At 35.0% G+C, this 17,711-nt stretch carries 17 protein-coding genes and 2 tRNA genes; 12 read left to right on the forward strand and 7 right to left on the reverse strand.

All coding sequences use genetic code 11. The annotated features are described in order from the left end of the window. Nucleotides 1-55: 55 nt before the first annotated feature. The 3 genes from CQA66_RS02625 to CQA66_RS02635 form a co-directional block, all read right to left on the reverse strand. Entirely contained in the window at nt 56-1,417 is a 1,362-nt protein-coding gene (locus CQA66_RS02625; RefSeq protein ID WP_104762715.1) for a TIGR00366 family protein, read from the reverse strand. Between the two features lie 292 nt (nt 1,418-1,709). Continuing rightward, nucleotides 1,710-2,993: a GntP family permease gene (locus CQA66_RS02630; RefSeq protein WP_104762714.1), complete on the reverse strand. Its 1,284-nt coding sequence runs from the start codon at nt 2,991-2,993 to the stop codon at nt 1,710-1,712. Nucleotides 2,994-3,012: 19 nt separating this feature from the next. After that, the gene (locus CQA66_RS02635; RefSeq protein ID WP_104762713.1) at nt 3,013-3,780 is read right to left on the reverse strand and encodes a 3-hydroxybutyrate dehydrogenase; all 768 of its coding nucleotides are present in this window, start codon (nt 3,778-3,780) and stop codon (nt 3,013-3,015) included. Nucleotides 3,781-4,056: 276 nt separating this feature from the next. On the opposite strand from CQA66_RS02635, the gene CQA66_RS02640 reads away from it, so the two are divergent. From CQA66_RS02640 to CQA66_RS02655, 4 genes are all read left to right on the forward strand, one after another. Continuing rightward, nucleotides 4,057-5,226, forward strand: coding sequence for a pyridoxal phosphate-dependent aminotransferase (locus CQA66_RS02640; RefSeq protein ID WP_104762712.1), 1,170 nt, complete (start codon nt 4,057-4,059; stop codon nt 5,224-5,226). A 173-nt stretch (nt 5,227-5,399) separates the two neighbouring features. After that, the gene (gene ribE, locus CQA66_RS02645; protein WP_104762711.1) at nt 5,400-6,026 is read left to right on the forward strand and encodes a riboflavin synthase; all 627 of its coding nucleotides are present in this window, start codon (nt 5,400-5,402) and stop codon (nt 6,024-6,026) included. A gap of 235 nt (nt 6,027-6,261) precedes the next feature. Continuing rightward, nucleotides 6,262-6,582, forward strand: coding sequence for an AzlD domain-containing protein (locus tag CQA66_RS02650; RefSeq protein WP_104762710.1), 321 nt, complete (start codon nt 6,262-6,264; stop codon nt 6,580-6,582). Further along, on the forward strand, nt 6,582-7,259 hold the full coding sequence (locus tag CQA66_RS02655; RefSeq protein WP_104762709.1) for a thiamine phosphate synthase: 678 nt from the start codon (nt 6,582-6,584) through the stop codon (nt 7,257-7,259). Before CQA66_RS02650 ends, CQA66_RS02655 begins: the two co-directional genes overlap by 1 nt. Before the next feature lie 272 nt (nt 7,260-7,531). Here CQA66_RS02655 and CQA66_RS02660 read toward each other — a convergent pair whose 3' ends face one another. Next, nucleotides 7,532-7,981, reverse strand: coding sequence for a hypothetical protein (locus CQA66_RS02660; RefSeq protein WP_104762708.1), 450 nt, complete (start codon nt 7,979-7,981; stop codon nt 7,532-7,534). A gap of 426 nt (nt 7,982-8,407) precedes the next feature. Between CQA66_RS02660 and CQA66_RS02665 the strand changes: the two genes are divergently transcribed. The 3 genes from CQA66_RS02665 (at nt 8,408) to CQA66_RS02675 (ending at nt 10,730) form a co-directional block, all read left to right on the forward strand. Continuing rightward, nucleotides 8,408-9,529: a hypothetical protein gene (locus CQA66_RS02665; protein WP_104762707.1), complete on the forward strand. Its 1,122-nt coding sequence runs from the start codon at nt 8,408-8,410 to the stop codon at nt 9,527-9,529. Between the two features lie 104 nt (nt 9,530-9,633). Next, nucleotides 9,634-9,708, forward strand: a tRNA-Asn gene (locus tag CQA66_RS02670). Nucleotides 9,709-9,914: 206 nt separating this feature from the next. Further along, nucleotides 9,915-10,730, forward strand: a complete 816-nt coding sequence (locus CQA66_RS02675; protein ID WP_104762706.1) for a DUF815 domain-containing protein — start codon at nt 9,915-9,917, stop codon at nt 10,728-10,730. A gap of 32 nt (nt 10,731-10,762) precedes the next feature. On the opposite strand, the gene CQA66_RS02680 is transcribed toward CQA66_RS02675, so the two are convergent. Both CQA66_RS02680 and CQA66_RS02685 read right to left on the reverse strand, forming a co-directional pair. After that, a tRNA-Ile gene (locus CQA66_RS02680) sits at nt 10,763-10,839 on the reverse strand. Nucleotides 10,840-11,015: 176 nt separating this feature from the next. Then, the gene (locus CQA66_RS02685) at nt 11,016-13,091 is read right to left on the reverse strand and encodes an ATP-dependent helicase (protein ID WP_104762705.1); all 2,076 of its coding nucleotides are present in this window, start codon (nt 13,089-13,091) and stop codon (nt 11,016-11,018) included. A 298-nt stretch (nt 13,092-13,389) separates the two neighbouring features. Between CQA66_RS02685 and CQA66_RS02690 the strand changes: the two genes are divergently transcribed. The 5 genes from CQA66_RS02690 to CQA66_RS09230 all read left to right on the forward strand — a co-directional run bounded on the left by CQA66_RS02690 (nt 13,390) and on the right by CQA66_RS09230 (nt 15,167). Further along, entirely contained in the window at nt 13,390-13,641 is a 252-nt protein-coding gene (locus tag CQA66_RS02690) for a hypothetical protein (protein WP_104762704.1), read from the forward strand. Next, entirely contained in the window at nt 13,634-13,804 is a 171-nt protein-coding gene (locus tag CQA66_RS09220; RefSeq protein ID WP_158657002.1) for a hypothetical protein, read from the forward strand. Before CQA66_RS02690 ends, CQA66_RS09220 begins: the two co-directional genes overlap by 8 nt. A 31-nt stretch (nt 13,805-13,835) precedes the next feature. After that, nucleotides 13,836-14,144 carry a hypothetical protein gene (locus CQA66_RS09225; RefSeq protein ID WP_104762703.1) on the forward strand — a complete coding sequence of 103 codons (309 nt, stop codon included), beginning with the start codon at nt 13,836-13,838 and terminating at the stop codon, nt 14,142-14,144. Between the two features lie 138 nt (nt 14,145-14,282). Continuing rightward, nucleotides 14,283-14,828, forward strand: a complete 546-nt coding sequence (locus CQA66_RS02700; protein WP_181882218.1) for a hypothetical protein — start codon at nt 14,283-14,285, stop codon at nt 14,826-14,828. A gap of 66 nt (nt 14,829-14,894) precedes the next feature. Further along, complete coding sequence (locus tag CQA66_RS09230) at nt 14,895-15,167, forward strand: hypothetical protein (RefSeq protein ID WP_181882219.1); 273 nt, start codon at nt 14,895-14,897, stop codon at nt 15,165-15,167. A 416-nt stretch (nt 15,168-15,583) separates the two neighbouring features. Here the strand turns inward: CQA66_RS09230 and CQA66_RS09565 are convergent, their stop codons facing one another. After that, nucleotides 15,584-17,686, reverse strand: coding sequence for a methyl-accepting chemotaxis protein (locus CQA66_RS09565; RefSeq protein ID WP_104762702.1), 2,103 nt, complete (start codon nt 17,684-17,686; stop codon nt 15,584-15,586). Nucleotides 17,687-17,711: the final 25 nt, after the last annotated feature.

The following is a 17,711-nucleotide window of genomic DNA, read 5'->3' on the forward strand; positions in this document are numbered from 1 at the left end:
CTAATAACACAGAATCACAATGTTGCAAATGGTGGATTCCAATAATCTGCCATAACTATGTCAACAAATAAAACCCACCGCAAACAACAACACCAACAAATATTAAAGTTACTACACAATACCCCATAATGTCTTTCGCACCCAATCCAGCAATCGCTAACGCCGGTAAAGCCCAAAAAGGCTGAATCATGTTTGTCCAAGCATCTCCCCATGCAATCGCCATAGCAACCACAGAAGGATCTACTCCTAATGCCTGTCCAGCTGGCATCATAATCGGCGCTTGTACTGCCCATTGCCCTCCTCCAGATGGGACAAAAATATTCACAATACCAGCACTTAAGAATGTCAATAGCGGAAAAGTCTCTGGAGTTGCAATCTTAGCAAACATAGAAGAAAGCAATCCTGCGAAAGATTCTCCACTACTAGAAACACCCATCATCATACCCATAATCCCAGCATAAAAAGGGAATTGCAACAAAATTCCGGCTGCACTTCTTGTTGCCCGATTAATTGCTTTAATATAGGCAATAGGTGTTCTATGCAACAAAATTCCAGCAAAAAGAAAAATTGTATTAACAATATTGAGATTAAGCGTACCTCCCTTTGCAAAATACAGAATAATATATGTTATGCCAAAAGCCCCTATTAACATGCTAATAAGCGCGTGTCTATCAAGATATTCAGCAAAAGTATGCTCATTTTTATGGCTAATAACCTCTACTTCCTCCTTATCTTCAAGTAATTTTTTATCGATTTCGATAACTTCCTGCTTTGGCGGATGAATAAAAGTAAGAATAAGCGGGAGACAAACCAGAATAATTGCACAAATAATGAGATTATAAGAAGAAAAGATTGTCATTGAAACTGGAATTGCTTCTGTAACAACTCCTGCTGTTGTCTTAACGAGTGTTTCTCCACCATTAGCTAAAGTTAGAGGAATAGAACCAGAAAGCCCTCCATGCCAGATAACGAATCCCGAATACGCAGAAGCAATAAGGAGTCTGTAATCCACTCCTCGTACGCTCTTGGCAATTTCTTTAGCAAAAATTGCACTAATTACCAATCCAAATCCCCAATTAATCCAATTTGCCACCAAACCCAACAAAGTAACCAATACAATGGCACTAAGATAGGTTTTAGGTAAGCTAGCAAGATACTTAAGAAACTTCGCAATAATCTTTGCGCTTGCCAAAGCTTGTCCCAATACCAGAACTAACGCCATTTGCATAGAGAATCCAAGCAACGACCAAGCTCCTCCTCCCCAATGCTGCATCATATCTAGCGCGCTTTGCTGTGTAGAAAACATAGCGACACAAAAAACAAAAAGCGTAAGAATAGCAACAATAACAAACGAATCAGGTAAATACCTAGAGGCTAACACTACACAGGCATGAGTGAATCTTTGTAATAAAAACATTAAAAGTCTCCTTCTATAATATTTAATTATGCGGTATTACATAACATTACATAATCAACTCGGTACACAATTAAACATAATAATTGCCATACAGATTTTAAGAGTTTATAAATTTTGGATTGTAAGCTACCTACTATAACCAGAAATCTTGACTTACGTAGGTTCTCGTTATTTGATTCCGCGACTTCCATCAATCATGTATCAATTAGTAACCCATTACCCAAGAAGAATCTACATCATGTTTTAACATAACACAATGTTCTTAACGAAGTTTTACAGACTAAAATAATAATCAATAAATACCAAAATAGACCATTATTATCCCGACTATCAAGGCAACAATAGGGATAATGACTGCTACCACACAAATATCCAAATAGCTCTTTTTATGCGTCATACCTGTAATAGCCAATAAAGTGAGGACAGCACCATTATGTGGTAAGGCATCAAGCCCTCCTGATGCAATGGAAGCGACACGGTGAAAAAGTTCTAAAGGGATATTCTGCGTTATCGCTATTTCTTTATATTTCTCACTTAATGCTTGTAGTGCTATTCCCATGCCTCCCGATGCAGAGCCTGTGGCACCTGCTAGAATATTCACTGCAATTGCTTCCGAAATAAGTGGACTACCCTTGATGCTTAAAAGCAAATCAGTCAAACTATTAAACCCTGGTGCGGACTTTACGACAGAACCAAACCCCACTGCGGCACTTGTATTTAATATAGCAATCACAGAACCTTGTGCACCCTCATTAATCGCCGCGACAAAACTTTTGGCTTTTTTGAAACTCAAAAGAAATATAGCACCTATACCACAAAGCAAGGCATTAATAATCTCAAATTGAAAAACATTAAGAGCTACAACTACACACAATAATGGAACTAAAGAAATAACAAAATGCGGGGGATTAGAATCTGTTTGATTTGCTTTAATATTCTCTGAAATATCAAAATGTTCGCCTTTAAGCCTCAAAGTACTTTCTCTATACTTGAGATAAAAATATCCACCCAAAAACATAATAAGACTTGCGATAATCCCCATAATCGGAGCAGCCATAGGCGTTGTCCCAAAATACTTCATAGGAATGAGATTCTGTATTTGTGGCGTCCCAGGTATAGCTACCATAGTGAAAGTGAAAGCACCAAGCGCAATAGTAGCAGGGATAAGTCTCCTTGGAATGTCTGCTGCCTTAAATAAAGAAAGTGCTAAAGGATACACAGCAAAAACAACAACAAAGAGGCTAACTCCCCCGTATGTAAGGATTGTTGCAGAAAGAATAACGCCTAAAATTGCTCTTTTCTCACCTAAAAGCCTACCAATTAAAAGAGAAATAGAAGATGCCATTTGAGTAACTTCCATTAACTTACCAAAAATAGCACCCAACATAAATACAGGAAACCACTTCACAACAAAATCTGTTAGTCCATTCATATAAACATTTGTGTAGCTTTCAAATAAATTTAACCCACTCCATGCCGCTACAATCCCAGCTGCAAGAGGTGCTACCCATAAGATAGACCAACCAAAATAAGCAAATAGCATTAGGGCTATCAATCCCACAATAATAGCTGTCATGTTGTTCCTTATCGTGCTATTATTGCGCGGTATAACCTGCATCAATCACTAAAGATTGCCCTGTAATATGTTTTGCAGAATCTGAAGCAAGAAATAATGCTAAAGCGGCAACATCCTGAATATCAATAAGCTTCTTTTGTGGAATAAGCGGATACAGCACTTCATCTAAAACTTGCTCTAAGCTTACATCTCTAGTATTTGCTAAATCCTGCATCTGCCCTCTTACTAAAGGTGTGTCTATATATCCTGGACAAATTGCATTGGCTGTGATTCCATATTGCGCACATTCCAATGCAATAACCTTAGTTAATCCTATAAGTCCATGTTTTGCACTATTATAGGCAGCTTTGCCAGCAAAACCTATCAAGCCATTGATAGAAGACATATTAATAATACGTCCAAATTGTTGCTTTTTCATAATTGGTAAAACATGTTTTACTGAAATAAATGCTCCAACCAGCATAATCTTAATCATAAGTTCAAATTTATTTGTAGGAAAATCTTCAATCTTAGCAACATGTTGCAACCCTGCATTATTAATCAATACATCAATGCGTTTGTAATGTTTGTATGCTCCATTTATAAGTTCTTTAATTGCTTCCTCATCACTCACATCACAAAGGATTCCTATGCAACTATTTGACTTATTGTGTAATGCCACCACAGAATCTAATGCTTCTTTATTAATATCTGAAAAAACAACTCTGTATTGAGAATCTAAGAAAGCCTTTGCCATCTCTAATCCTATGCCGCTCGCACTACCCGTAATAATTGCAACTTTCTCCATCTATAACCTTTCAATAAAATGAAATTATACTAACAGAAGTTAGTATAATACTTTTGAAAAAAAGGACTTTTATTGCGTTTACTTATTTGCTAAAGAATAATTTTGTAACATTACTTTCTGCAAAAACAACATTGGTTCAGAAAATAATTTAAATTCTTAGCATATCTTCAAAATTATCTTTAATTTCTTTATCCATATTGCATTTATAGTGAAATTATTGTAAGATTAGCTTAAATATAACCGCAGATTATACATTCACTATAAGGAGTCAGCTTTATGGAAAATACGCAAAACTCAGCTAGAAGAGAGATTTTAAAGATTGGAGCACTTATTGGCGGTACGTTTGCCTTAGGAGGAATGTTATCCCCCATGAATGCTGCCACAACGCAATTCAAACAACCAACTAGAGACAATCCTTTAATGCTTAATTATAATGAAAACGCTTATGGGTATTCACAACTAGCTCGAAAGGCTATTGAAAGGAGTTTAACTAAGATTCCTTTCTATCCACATGAAGCAGTAGATAAATTACGAACTGATATTGCGAATTTCCACCAAATCAAGGCAGATAAAATTTGTCTTACCAATGGCTCATCTGCTGGAATCCAATCTTCTATCTATGCCGCTAATAAAATGGCACAAGAGCTTAATTTGCCGATTCGCATTATTATCCCCAATCCAACTTTCGAATTTATTGAAGAATATGCTAGACCTTTGAATATTGAAGTTGTAAAATTTAACCTCGATTCTGAATTTAATGTTGACATTGATTCTATGAAAAGAAATGAAAGGGAATTTGATGGCGTTTCCCTCGTTTACTTATGTAATCCCAATAATCCTACCTCTAACATCATAGGAGCAAATGACTTATACTCTTGGATACGCACAGCAAAAACTACTACCGTTTTTTTAATAGACGAAGCATACGCTGAGTATGTTGTAAGCAATCTATTCAAAAGCGGTATTGATATTCTTAAGGATAGTACAAAGAATGTTATTGTGTTACGTTCTTTCTCTAAAATTTTTGGACTTGCTGGATTGCGTGTGGGTTACATTATCACGACGTCAGAATTAAAACGTAGGATTGATGAATTTTTGGAGCTTGAATCTATTAACGTACTAGGAGCAATTGCTGCGAGTGCTGCCATTAAGGATTTTAATTTTAGACAATATTGTGTAAATTCTAATCTCAAATCAAAGCAAATCATTACTAAAACCTTAGATTCTCTTGACTTGAAATACGCCCCATCACATGCAAACTTTATTTTTCATGAAATTACGGGTCAATTCGATGATTTTGCAAACAACATGAAACTTCAAAATATCCTTGTAGGAAGACAATTCACCAGATATGATAACTTTTGTCGAGTCACATTAGGAACTCCAGATCAAATGCAATATTACACAAAAGTCCTTAAAGACTTTAGAAAGAAAAGGTTAATATAAGTTCCCTGGTATTGCCAAACAAATCAAAGAGATTCATCAAAATCTCATGAAAGATTTTGGTATAAGATTCCAAAGTATTTGATATTCTATAAAATGAACAAATTACCACAGATACCACAATCAAGAAACTGCCACAGAACACTTGACATAAATAACCATAATGTAGATAGCCAATGTTTAGTGGATTAATTCGACAATTTGCACGCGTTAGAAATTATCGCAATAATATCTTATGTTTAGAGTCTCCTCTATTCCCGAGTTTAGGCGATAGTATTGCAATAAATGGTGCATGTCTTACAGCTATCGAAACGCAAAAAGATTATTTTTGTGTAGAGATCAGTAAAGAAACTGCACAGAGCATTGCCATCGAAAATTTAATAGGGCTTGTACATATTGAACCTGCATTACAATTTAGCGATGGATTACATGGGCATATTGTTCAAGGGCATATAGATTCAATAGGTTTAATTATCAAAAAAGAAACAATAAGCAATCAAACTATTTTTCATGTCCAAGCAGATTCTAAAACATTAGAACTTATGATTAATAAGGGAAGTGTATGTGTTGATGGAGTAAGCCTTACAATTAACTATGTGTGTGATAAATATTTTGAGTTAGTTGTTATTCCGCATACAATGCAAACAACACTTTTCCATGCCTATCAAACAGGCAGAAGAGTGAACATTGAAACAGATATTATTGTTCGCTCATTGTTTTCCCTTATGCAAAAACACATAGCCAACAAGCAGCACAACAATATCACACAAGCAATATTTGATAGTATCACACTAGGATACTAAAATAAATTTTTGTCAATGAATAAAAACTCTCTTGTGAAATATTAGAATCACAAAAATTGAAGAGCATGCTCCTAAAATAAAAAATATTCGTATGCAATCAGTGTGCCATATCTTTCTTAAATATTTCTTAAATTCACTATATCAATGCTTATCGATAACATTTCAAAATACTCTTCTCTAACATCGTATTGTCAGAATTCATTGTAAAATAGCGATATATTTCAGGGGGAGTGATATGGAAATTTACATATATATTGCTATTATAGCCTTGTCTACTGCTTTTACACGTTTTGTGCCTTTTATAGTTTTCTATAAATACATTCCGAAAATAGTTTCTATTTTAGGTATAATCCTGCCTCCAAGTCTTATTGCTATGATATTTATATATGCGTGTAAGGACATTGTTTTACGCTTTCCTGATTTGCATGAAATAGATCTTTGTAATATTGTGGGCATTATTTTTGCATTAACTATACATAGTATTTTCAAAAATATTTTACTTAGCATTATTGGTAGCACGATTTTTGTTGTAATACTGCAAAGTGAAATCTTCTAATGTTTGCCTATCTAATTACTTCAAGAGAGTATTATGGTAATCTTGACAACATAGATTTATTACATTTCAGACAAAAATTACATTATGCACACAATAAGATGACGCAATTTAACAAACAATCTCTTCCTATTAAACTTAAATTTGCTTCTTTGCGCTATCACAATGCTATTTGCGATCGACAACCCCTTAGCCGTAAAGAATGGGATTTAATTGAAATTTTTCTATCAATGTGTAGCACGCTTGACATAACGCCGATTCTTAATTTTTCATCTAATAAACTAGCAATCCTGCAAACACTCTATGAGCAAGAAAAATTTGTAGGTATTCATCTAAAGGAATCAGATATGCCGCTCCTAGAGACAGGGATATTATTTAAGATTCTGCCATTAGAAACCATTAAAGCTTGCTCTGCGCCCATTATTTACAGTGCACATAACCTTGCCAACGCGCAAAAGGCTATTGGGCTAGGTAGTAATTTTGTAACACTTAGTCCAATTTTCTATGAGAAAAATGGCAACAAGGCTTTGGGTACAACGACATTACAGAAAATAAACAACAAACTCAAACAACATATCATTGCGCTTGGGGGTATCACTACTGATACAAGAATTTCAGAAATACAACAATGTGGAATTGCTGGATTTGCAAGCATAAGCTATTTTTTAGAAGAATCTTAATAATCCATTTCCAATAATATTGCCAAATGCTGCTGTATTATAGATGATCAAATGTCTAAATAATAATTCTCATAGCACCTCAATAAATGGAACAATTCGCCTATTGTTTTTCATAAACACTTAAAACACTCTACTGCCTTTCTCAATGCAAATAAACTAAGGTAAACAATGTATCACGTCTTATCAAAGACTCGAGTTTAGCTATACGTCTTATTCATAAACGTCATAAAAGTTAAGACACTAAATTAATATATAACAGACAATCATCTAAACTATAAGTGCTCTAATCCCTCTATTTCAGAATCCGCACAAAGAAACACAGACTTTGTATTATCGTCATTCGCTCTAAGTACTGCTCTAAGAAAAATATCTGCTTCATTGAGATTTGAAAAAATCGTTATTGTATCTGCAAAAGTCATAACCTCATAAAGATTCGAAAAAACGCCCATCTTTTCCATGGTTGTCTCAAACCCGCTTACATTATTTTTAAATTGCCTTTCTTCAGAATCAAGTTTTCTCATAGTAAGTTTGTAAAGATAGAATTTATGCACCACGCCCTGGGTAGAACGTACATCAAATCTACCGCCTGCTTTTGGCAAAATGATATTTGTTCCATAAAACTCATTAGCACTTGCCACTAATTCATCAGCTTTTACCACAGAAAAAACCATAGGTAAATCTACAAAGAAATCTGATTTGTTATCATTGTTTTTGATAGCCATAGCACTCTCCTGAATCTTATGCGTAACTTTTTAGTAAAATCAAAACAAACTGCCAATATTGAGAATCATATCAATAGATAAAATAACTTCAGTTCTAACGTTATTGCAACTATGATTGTTTCAATGCCCATAAAATACAACGCAATTATACATTAATTTTACATAAAGAATATGGCAATAATCAAAAACTTACTAACACAACAAGCTAAAATCGATGAGACTGGAAAATGGGAATATAAGGAATATAATATAGTTTGCTCTTAAAGGCTTAAAAAAGCAATTTCGTTATTTTGCCTACAATCCATAATTGTACATAGTAAATATAAATATTTCTTTTGAAAATCTATCAGTAAAATATCAAAATAAGTCAAAACAAAGTTATAATTAGTAGGTATATCGCATCAACATTTATTGGAGAAAAAGAATATGACAATAAAGTTACTGTGTCTTTCTGCTGCAGCCACAAGTCCTTTTGCAAAAGCATTCCTAGAGTATATGTCAAAAAATGGTCAAATCGAATATGATTTTGCTGAAATCGAACCTCATATTCTCGCAAATCCAAAATTTCCATTAAGCAAATTACTTTCTCATTTTTGTTCCACGACTCCAGATTTTATCATGTCATTTGACGGACATTATCGCTATATGAAAACCGAACCAAGTATTCCATTTATCGAAATGAGCAATTCTATTGCAGGTCCAACAAGACATAACAGACCTTTCGTTAAAACGCCAGTAGAGTGGGAAAAAAAGGTAGTTAAAGTTGAACCGCAATGGTATAGCAAGATATTGCCTCTCGAAGAACAAACTATTTATCAAATGGTTGACTCATATCGTTATGTTTATTTGCGCACTCTAGTGTCAACTTATAAAACAAATCCGCCAAAAACAGAACCGTCTGTCGCCTTTTATCTTCCTGATTGGAATACTCACACAGATGACATCTTACAGAGTGCTTACCGTTATCTGGATTTTTGTCGTGACGTACAATGCGGTTTATATATTGGGCTTTCAAAAGCCGTACTTGATTCTAAAGACACAAGTTTAGAATCAAAATACAAAATAAAACGTAAAAGTATTGACATTACATTGAAAATCTTACATGATGAAATCAATAAATTTAACAAAGAGTATCAAGAAGATGGACTTGTAGCACGTATTGAAAATAACCTCAATTGGCATCTCGCTCTATTACAACACGACATTAAATTATTATCTATCGAACCTAGCAGCACAACATGGCTAGAAGCCCTCTATCTTTTAAAAACAAAAGAAGTAGTTTGCAATAAAAAAGAAATGGCTTGTAACAAAATACGTTTAGTTCTTGCTAATGGACAGAGGTTTCCAGGAACAGATGATTTTGACAATGAGTTACGAGAAGTAGAAAAATACTTTAAAGAAAACCTTATGAGAAAAGACAGACATTCTACATTGGGGCAGATATTTACAACAACAGACAGATTTTATCATTTCTTGGGATTCCAAGAAAATTTTGCATTAAGCATGGATTTCGATAAAATCGCTAGCTTATACCCAAAACAAAATTAATAGTCGCACTCAACAATCTATTATTTTTTATTAACCTAGAATCAAAGTGCATAAAGCACTTGATTGTAAATGAAATTTCTCTTATAATTATGCTCTTTAAATATTCCGGATTAGCTCAGCGGTAGAGTAGGTGGCTGTTAACCACTTGGTCGCAGGTTCGAATCCTGCATCCGGAGCCACTTCATTTTCCTCCTTTTATCTATTAAATTTAAAATATAATCAAACCATTATGCGTTATCTATAATGGGGTAGCGCCGCGCGAATTAATTACGGCTCATTTCATTGAAAAAGTCTCGATAATTCTATCTTTTACACTCTATAAATATTACAATAAAGAATAAATCATTAAAGTTAAACACACAACAACTCTATAATAAGGAAAAATATGAAAGTTTCTCAAAATTTTTTTACTCTTGACTGGGAGAAAACTAAAGCAGCAATTTTGCGAAATGTAGGCAATATCTGTTATCTACACCCCATAGAAGAACTTGATATTGTGCAAGAAACTGACTTATTGGGGTTGCAGACAGAAATAACAAGATTGGATTCTAACACCTTCGCTTTTTTAACAGGCAAACCAGCCTGTAACGCGCTTTTATGGGGTGCTAGAGGTTGCGGGAAAAGCTCTGTAGTCAAAGCCGTCTTAAGTAAATATCTTGCAGAATCACCTTTGCGAATCCTTGAAATCGAGGGCAAAGATATTGCAATGTTTCCTATTATCATGGACTTTTTACGTCCCTACAAACAATATTCCTTTATTATTTTTTGTGATGATTTGGCTTTTTCACTTAACGATTATTCATATCGCAGTCTGAAAAGCTCGCTAGAGGGTTCATTTGAGAAAAAACCTTGTAATATACTTATCTATGCGACATCAAATCTTCGCCGTATTATACAAGAAGACACTTCACAGAATCAGGAATATACTCATGAAATACTCTCTCTTAGTGATAGATTTCCCTTAAGTATAGGATTCTACACGTTTGGCACAACAGAATATCTCACAGTGTTAGAATTTATTATCCTAAAAAGCTTTCAAGAAACAAATAAGAGAGGAGCAAAAGCCAAAGCAAAAAAGCTATTTGAAACCATACAACAAGACGCTATCAATTTTGCTACACAAGCAGGCAATAAAAGTCCTCGAACTGCGCATGAATTTTGGAATCTCTACAAAAATCAAAAGAAATCTAATCATTGCTAGAAAATAAGTAAGAAATACAATAGTGAAAGAAGTGGTGGATCTTGTAGGACTTGAACCTACGACCACTCGGTTATGAGCCGAGCGCTCTAACCAACTGAGCTAAAGATCCTCATTGGAATTAAAAGATAAGAATTATACTTTAAAAAGACAAATAAAGACTACTATTTGTATCAAACTAAGTAACTTTAATACATGTGTTGTATCTTGAAATCAGTAAAACCATCTATGAAGTGTCTTGTTATGAGGCTTAATTGCGTTGACTTAATTGCAAATCTAACAAACACACTAATTTATAACCTCTTGTGTGTTATCACTTATTTTAGCTATATCATAGTCTCCCTCTTTCAATAGCTCTGCTTCAAAGAGAAAAACAGAAGGTTTATAATGTCTCTGCTCGCGCATATCTTGTAAAGCAAAAGATAAATAAAGCAAATCCTTTGCGCGCGTACAAGCTACATAAAAAAGTCTGCGCTCCTCTTCTATACTCCCACCTTTGGAAACAAGTTTATGATTCGGAAATCTCCCATCCATCAAATCCACCAAAAACACACAAGAAAATTCTAAGCCCTTACTCGCATGAACACTAAGAAGGTTAACGCCTGCGCCCTCGCCCATTTCACTACTTCCTAACACCATAGCATTTAAGAATCCTTGCAAATCTTTATAGTTTTTTGAAATATTATGCAAAATCGCAAGTTTAGAATCAATCCTTTTTTTTGTAGATTCTAAAAGCAATGTGTCAACTTTCCCTTCTTTGTCTTTAGCGCGTTCTTTAAGGAGCGTTTGCAAATATTTTTGATAAAAATGAGAATCTATAAGATTACTTAAAAGTAGAGAAGGATTATAAGTCGTGCAATTTCGCTGATACGCAACAAAAAAGTCATTCAAAAAGACCGCCGCCTCTTTGGTGATTCTATAATGCTCTAAAAGTGGATGAGAACGAAAATCTGGGTGTAGGATAGAATCGAATCGACTTCTTTCTTCTTTGCGGAAAAATTCATCAAAAAGCCCGACACCGCTATTATTCGCGCGCATGCGATAGCATTCTTTTTGCTTATTTGGTTGTAGCAATCCCTTTTTACAATCTCCATCGCCTACTATCATGAGTGCTTCAAACAAATCTTTCGCTATAGAATTTCCAATACCCTTTGCATGACTGAAAATATGGATATAGCTCATCATGTCCTTTGTATTTGCCAAGACGCCACACAAACAAAGCAGAAATTCTATTTCTTTGCTATCAAAAAAACTTGTGCTTCCCTTACGTTTGCTATTGATATTAAGAGCTCTAAGTCCAGCTTGGATTCCGTCAGCACTTGCATTATTGCGATAAATAATGGCTATGGAATCATAGGCAACCCCTCTATGGTGCAACTTTTGAATCTGCCTAGCAATGCCACTATACTGCGCAAACAAATCATTATATTGTAGAAGCACAGGAGTATGTGCATGCCCCGTTTTGACTACCTCAAGAACTTTAGGGTAAATTCTAGGATTATTAGAGATAACCTTATTGGCAAGCTGCAAAATATATCGCGTGGAACGGTAGTTCTTACTTAAAGAAAAAACTTTCGCGTTAGCATAATTTTGCATGAAATTGGTGATAATCTTAATATCTGCCCCATTAAAAGCATAGATACTTTGATCATAGTCTCCCACACAAAAAAGGCTCTTTGGATTAATAGTGCGCAAAAGAGAATCTTGCAAAGGATTAGTATCTTGATATTCATCACAAAGCACCTCAATATAAGGAATAGAATCATCGTCTGCTAATTGCTTTAGTTCTTCACGATAGAGAATCAATAAATCATTATAATCCACATAGCCATAGCTTCTCTTAAGCTTATTAAATTCAGCAAAAATATCCTCATAAATCTCTATAAACTCTAATTGCTCAACATTCTTTTGTTGCAACCAATCACGATAACTTCCATTCACTGTGGTGTTATGGAAAAGTCCATAGGATTCATAAAGGTATTGATAAGAATAAGGCATTTTATCTCTGCCAAAGAATCGTCTCTCATAAATACTTTTAAAAAGTATTTTTAACTCCCTGTGTTGTTTGAGTACAATAGGCTTGCATGCCTTAAGATAACGATAAGCTACGCTATGAAAAGTCCCTGATTCTATTTTATCTGCGACATCTTTACCAAACATCGTTGCCACTCGCGTAATCATTTCATTAGCAGCCTTATTCGTAAATGTAAGCAATAGAATCTGTTCCGGGCGAATATCTTGCTGCAACAAATGCGCTATACGGCCGACTATAGTTGAAGTTTTGCCTGTGCCTGCACTTGCGATAACAAGGTTGTAGCCCAAGGGCGCATTGCACGCAAGCTGTTGTTCATGATTGAGATTCATAGCCGCCTCATTGAAGAAATAACTTATAATTGTAACAAAATAGCACAAACGCTATCTTATGCCTTTCAATCACCCCATAAGAATCCGCTTATTACAAATTCCTAGCATTTCTAGCAGCCTTGCATAACATCTTTTAAGTGTCACTAAGAAATTAGATTCCAATGTTTGCAAGATTTTTAGAAATTATTTATTTTTTGCTTGAATAAATCGCAAGATTCTTTCAAGGATTAAGGAAACACTGCCTAGCAAATTCATTTGTCAATCAATTATCTATTTCAATCCAAATCAAGAAGAAATTATGCAAGATGCAAATATTTTTATTAAAGAACACATTAAAGTAATTGACGTAATCTTAGTTGCCCCAAATATTCCAGAGAAAAAGCTCAATAACGTAATTAAGGCATTTGAATGCGAAGATTGCATGAAATCTATCTTAGCCTTGTATGATAATACGCTTTTTGGCTCTGCTAAAGAAGGTTTAGTTTTTACGGGTGAAAAGATGGTTTTCAAGTCTAGCAGTCGACAAGCCAAAGGGTTCTTCAATGGATAAAAATTTCCTTAAAGATGAGGGCAATGCATTGCTAGTGCAAAAGCATCAATTGAATCAGGCTGGAAATAAGCTTGCCGAAGTTAATAATGTGCTTGATTCCCTTTTGGAGAAGCAAAAAAAGACGTTGCCAATCTTGATAAGCTCATGCAAGATATGGATTTGATGCTAGCAAATATAGACTATGATGGGCGCTATTGGCTATCAGAAGAGGAAGAGCAAACGCATCTTGTAGCCTGCAAGCAGAGTTAGATTCTACAGCAGATAAAACAAACTTTACTATTTCCCTTGTTAAAGAGCTAGATAGTGTAGAATTTAACGAAACAATGAGCTTTAGCGACTATGTTGCTTCTTTTGAATCTTACGCGCAAAGAAATGGGCTAGATTTAAGCAAAGAACCATTTGATAGCTTAATGAGCAAAACAGAACAAATTGCATTGCAGAAAAGAATCCAAGAGAATTTACCTACAAAAATGCGTAATGTGATGAATATGATTATCTCATAGCGGGCACTTGTGGTGTGATTGGAGGGGTTATTGATATTGTCTTTGTTGGTGCTCCCAATACTATAAAAAACCCAAATAATAGTAAGCTAGGAAACTTTACCGATAAAATGGCACAAGGCTACGGAGAAGCTTGCAAGATTGTGCGGCTGGGAAGGCGAAGGCACAAAAAGCACGATTGGATTTTTGGAGAATAAATTTAGAGTAAATTATGAGCAAACAACAACAAACGGTAAAAATGGCACAGATGGCAAAGTTGCTAATCTTAACACAAAAAATCATCGCCTCAAAAGTTTAGGACATTCGCCTGATTTAATCGGACTATTCTTTTTGATTCTGAATCAATTCACAAATACATCGAGTTTTCTTAGTAATGGGCAGCTTATTACAATTGAGACAGAAGAGTCACAGATTAACCTGCAAGGTGGAAATTTCATTGCAAAAATCTTTTGTGGCTTTGTGAATTGGCTTGGACATCTTATGTCGGATTGGACGGGCTCTAGTGGCGCACAAGGGAGAGGGAGTGGGATTTTGATACCCTTTTATAATCTTTTTCAGCTTTGTAATTTTGGGAGATTCGGAGAAAAGGGACAAGAAACATTTGCAGTTATTACAAGCAAAGTCTTTGAACAAGGCTATGATTTTCGGCATGGAATGGTGATGGCGATTCCTGTTGTTGTTACGTAGTTATTGATTCGCTTGATGTATGTTATAAGAGCTAGATTTATCAATGGCAAGGATTGGAACGATTGCGTGCCAAAGAGTAGTATTCCAGAATTACGTAGAATGCTCTTGGTTGGGCATGGCACACTTTGCGCAATAGATGGTATTGATGCAGCCGTGCGCAGTGGAAATCCAATTGCAAATCCTGTGCAATTCTTGCTAAGAACAAATCTGATTGCATGGGCGAATTTTGGACAATTAGCGTTGAGAGAAGTTTATGCTTGGTGGAATGCAGGCAAAATAGACACAAAAGCACTTGATGATTATTTGGACAAAGACTTAAAGGCAATGATAAGAAAATAACGACATTACACTAAGATAAAGTAATAAACATAGACAACAAACAAAAAACAACTCTAACTACAATCACATATTAGCAAACCTTAAACTCAATTGCTAAGAATCAAGTAGCGTAATGAATATTAAAATGGCTAACTATCATAAATTATAAATCAAGGATTCTGGATTGATACTCAAATGGTTAATCCACAAGACAGACGTTAAATAATCAAAGTAGAAAAATGGAAAGGCGAATTTTACTTTTACTATTGCTCATTAATTCGGGAAAGATACAACATTTATCCTCAAATTGTTATTGGGATTCTCTGTGTTACTAGCAAGTAAAAGGATTGGAATCCTAAAATCCCAATCAAACATTACAAACAAATTTGAGTGAAAACTTAGCTTCAAAGCATCAATAATAATTCAAAGGCTTGAATTTAAAATTTCTTTCTATTCACATCGTTCATGATTTTTTCAGCTATTTCATCTACTGCATTGCTAATTTCCTGCGAATGATTAGCGATTTCTAATGTTTGTTGTGTCACAGTTTCTAGTTGCTCAACTGCCTCGTTGATTTGATTAATACCTAAAGTTTGCTCTTTAATAGATTCTGCCATATCATTAATGCCCTGTATAAGTGTATTAGCATTTGCTTCTATTTCTCCTAGAGACTTCTGTGTTCTTTCTGCAAGCTTTCTTACTTCATCTGCTACAACTGCAAAGCCTCTGCCATGTTCTCCTGCCCTTGCTGCTTCTATGGCTGCATTTAATGCTAAGAGATTGGTTTGGTCTGCAATGTCTCTAATGATTCCAATTACATTTTTAATGTCTTCACTTTGTTGGATAACCTCGCCTGTATGACCAGAAACATTCTGCATAGAAGAGGTAATCTGCTCTATCGCAGATGCAGTTTGATTAAGAGAGCTCGCTTGTGTATTAGATCCTTTAACTAGTTTTTCAGAAGTTTCTTTTAGAATGTTGCTTTTAGATTCTAATTCATTAGCAAAGCCACTGGAAGTAACAAGCATTTCACGAATCTCTTCTCCTAAGCTGTTAGCTACAAGCTCAACGCGACCTTTCGCATTCTCAATCCCTGTTGTAAAATTAAGTCTCATATATGAATTAAAGACACGTTCAATTTCATCAAGACTACTGCCTATTTTTTCTTGTAAGACTTGAAGCATTTTATTTAGTACTTCTTTTAGCTCAACAAGTTGTGGGCTATAAGGGCTTGCAGATATTCTAACGGTGAGATTACCCTGCTCTACCGATCGGGCGACTTCAACAGATTCATCTATTGTAAGTTTATCTTGTGTAAGCCCTTTTTGTATTTTCTCTATATTTTTATTAATAGTATCTGCCATAGATCCTAATTCGTCTTCTGAACGAGGGCGGATAAGCGCAGGGGCAACTTTGATTTCATGGTTGAGATATTTAAAGAAAGATTGTAGTAAATTAGAAATATTAACAATACGCGAAAGAATCTGCGTCCTAACATAAAAATAAACCACCAGCATAATAGCAAACAAAGTAACAAGCATGGATATGATAATGACATTTCTCAATTCAGCAACAGGTGCAAACACCGAAGACTCTGGGACAATCTCTAATACAGCCCAAGATGAGCCTGTATTTTCACCTAAGTTAAAAGTAGAAATCCCAACATAGCTTAAATGTCCGCGAGAATTAACAAATTCATAAACTCCGTCTTTTTTGCTCGCTAATGCATCATATATAACATTCATACTAGCATGCTGGTTTAGTTGCTTAACATGCCCGCCTAATCCTGAAACATTGGGATGTGCTGCCACTAAGCCATCGCCTGTTAAGAGCACTCTGTAATCATTTTCAAAAGCCTGATATTGAGAACCTGCTAATTCTTCATTTATCTTAGCCAAATCTACAAAGATTCCAATCACTCCTCTAACTCTCTTTTGTTTATCCAATAAAGGGATATTAATACCCATACCGAATACTTCTTCTCCACCACCAATGCGTACTTTACGTGGATTACCAATAACGGGCTTTCCTGTATTTAATGCCTGCACAACACTAGGCAAAGTAAGTACTGTAGAGTCAGCTTGTAATAATTCTACGCCGCCTTCGTTGTCGGGTAATTTATCTTGCATTAGAATAAGAAACTTGCCATCAGGAAGTTTGTGTTTAGGATTTTCTATGTTTGATCCGCTGAAATTCTCCTGATTGACATAAATATAGCCATAATTACCAAGGCTATTATCTAGTGCACTTCTTAAATTGTCTGCCATTATTTGCTGTTCGCCACCTTGATTGCTGTCTATAAGTTTTTGAATGCTATATTCAGACACTTTAATAGCAACAATATTTTGTTCTAGGCTTCCCTCTATTACGGCTGACATACGTTTAGCAACATTATCAACAAGTTTGTGCGACTCTCTAAGTTGAATGCTACTTGACTGCATAACAACAACGGAGGACATAGCCACCATGCAAATAATTAATACCAAACTTACGCTTAGAACAATTTTCGAACCGACACTTAATTTAGAGAAAAAGTTCATTAGGACTCCCTTATAGTTGTGTTTT

This window comes from Helicobacter aurati, from assembly GCF_003364265.1.
GTDB lineage: Bacteria > Campylobacterota > Campylobacteria > Campylobacterales > Helicobacteraceae > Helicobacter_A > Helicobacter_A aurati.

What these genes read in the sequence shown, in the direction of transcription:
- CQA66_RS02625 (WP_104762715.1), bottom strand. Translation starts at nt 1,417, where the DNA reads ATGTTTTTATTACAAAGATTCACTCATGCCTGTGTAGTGTTAGCCTCT.
- CQA66_RS02630 (WP_104762714.1), bottom strand. Translation starts at nt 2,993, where the DNA reads ATGACAGCTATTATTGTGGGATTGATAGCCCTAATGCTATTTGCTTAT.
- CQA66_RS02635 (WP_104762713.1), bottom strand. Translation starts at nt 3,780, where the DNA reads ATGGAGAAAGTTGCAATTATTACGGGTAGTGCGAGCGGCATAGGATTA.
- CQA66_RS02640 (WP_104762712.1), top strand. Translation starts at nt 4,057, where the DNA reads ATGGAAAATACGCAAAACTCAGCTAGAAGAGAGATTTTAAAGATTGGA.
- ribE (WP_104762711.1), top strand. Translation starts at nt 5,400, where the DNA reads ATGTTTAGTGGATTAATTCGACAATTTGCACGCGTTAGAAATTATCGC.
- CQA66_RS02650 (WP_104762710.1), top strand. Translation starts at nt 6,262, where the DNA reads ATGGAAATTTACATATATATTGCTATTATAGCCTTGTCTACTGCTTTT.
- CQA66_RS02655 (WP_104762709.1), top strand. Translation starts at nt 6,582, where the DNA reads ATGTTTGCCTATCTAATTACTTCAAGAGAGTATTATGGTAATCTTGAC.
- CQA66_RS02660 (WP_104762708.1), bottom strand. Translation starts at nt 7,981, where the DNA reads ATGGCTATCAAAAACAATGATAACAAATCAGATTTCTTTGTAGATTTA.
- CQA66_RS02665 (WP_104762707.1), top strand. Translation starts at nt 8,408, where the DNA reads ATGACAATAAAGTTACTGTGTCTTTCTGCTGCAGCCACAAGTCCTTTT.
- CQA66_RS02675 (WP_104762706.1), top strand. Translation starts at nt 9,915, where the DNA reads ATGAAAGTTTCTCAAAATTTTTTTACTCTTGACTGGGAGAAAACTAAA.
- CQA66_RS02685 (WP_104762705.1), bottom strand. Translation starts at nt 13,091, where the DNA reads ATGAATCTCAATCATGAACAACAGCTTGCGTGCAATGCGCCCTTGGGC.
- CQA66_RS02690 (WP_104762704.1), top strand. Translation starts at nt 13,390, where the DNA reads ATGCAAGATGCAAATATTTTTATTAAAGAACACATTAAAGTAATTGAC.
- CQA66_RS09220 (WP_158657002.1), top strand. Translation starts at nt 13,634, where the DNA reads ATGGATAAAAATTTCCTTAAAGATGAGGGCAATGCATTGCTAGTGCAA.
- CQA66_RS09565 (WP_104762702.1), bottom strand. Translation starts at nt 17,686, where the DNA reads ATGAACTTTTTCTCTAAATTAAGTGTCGGTTCGAAAATTGTTCTAAGC.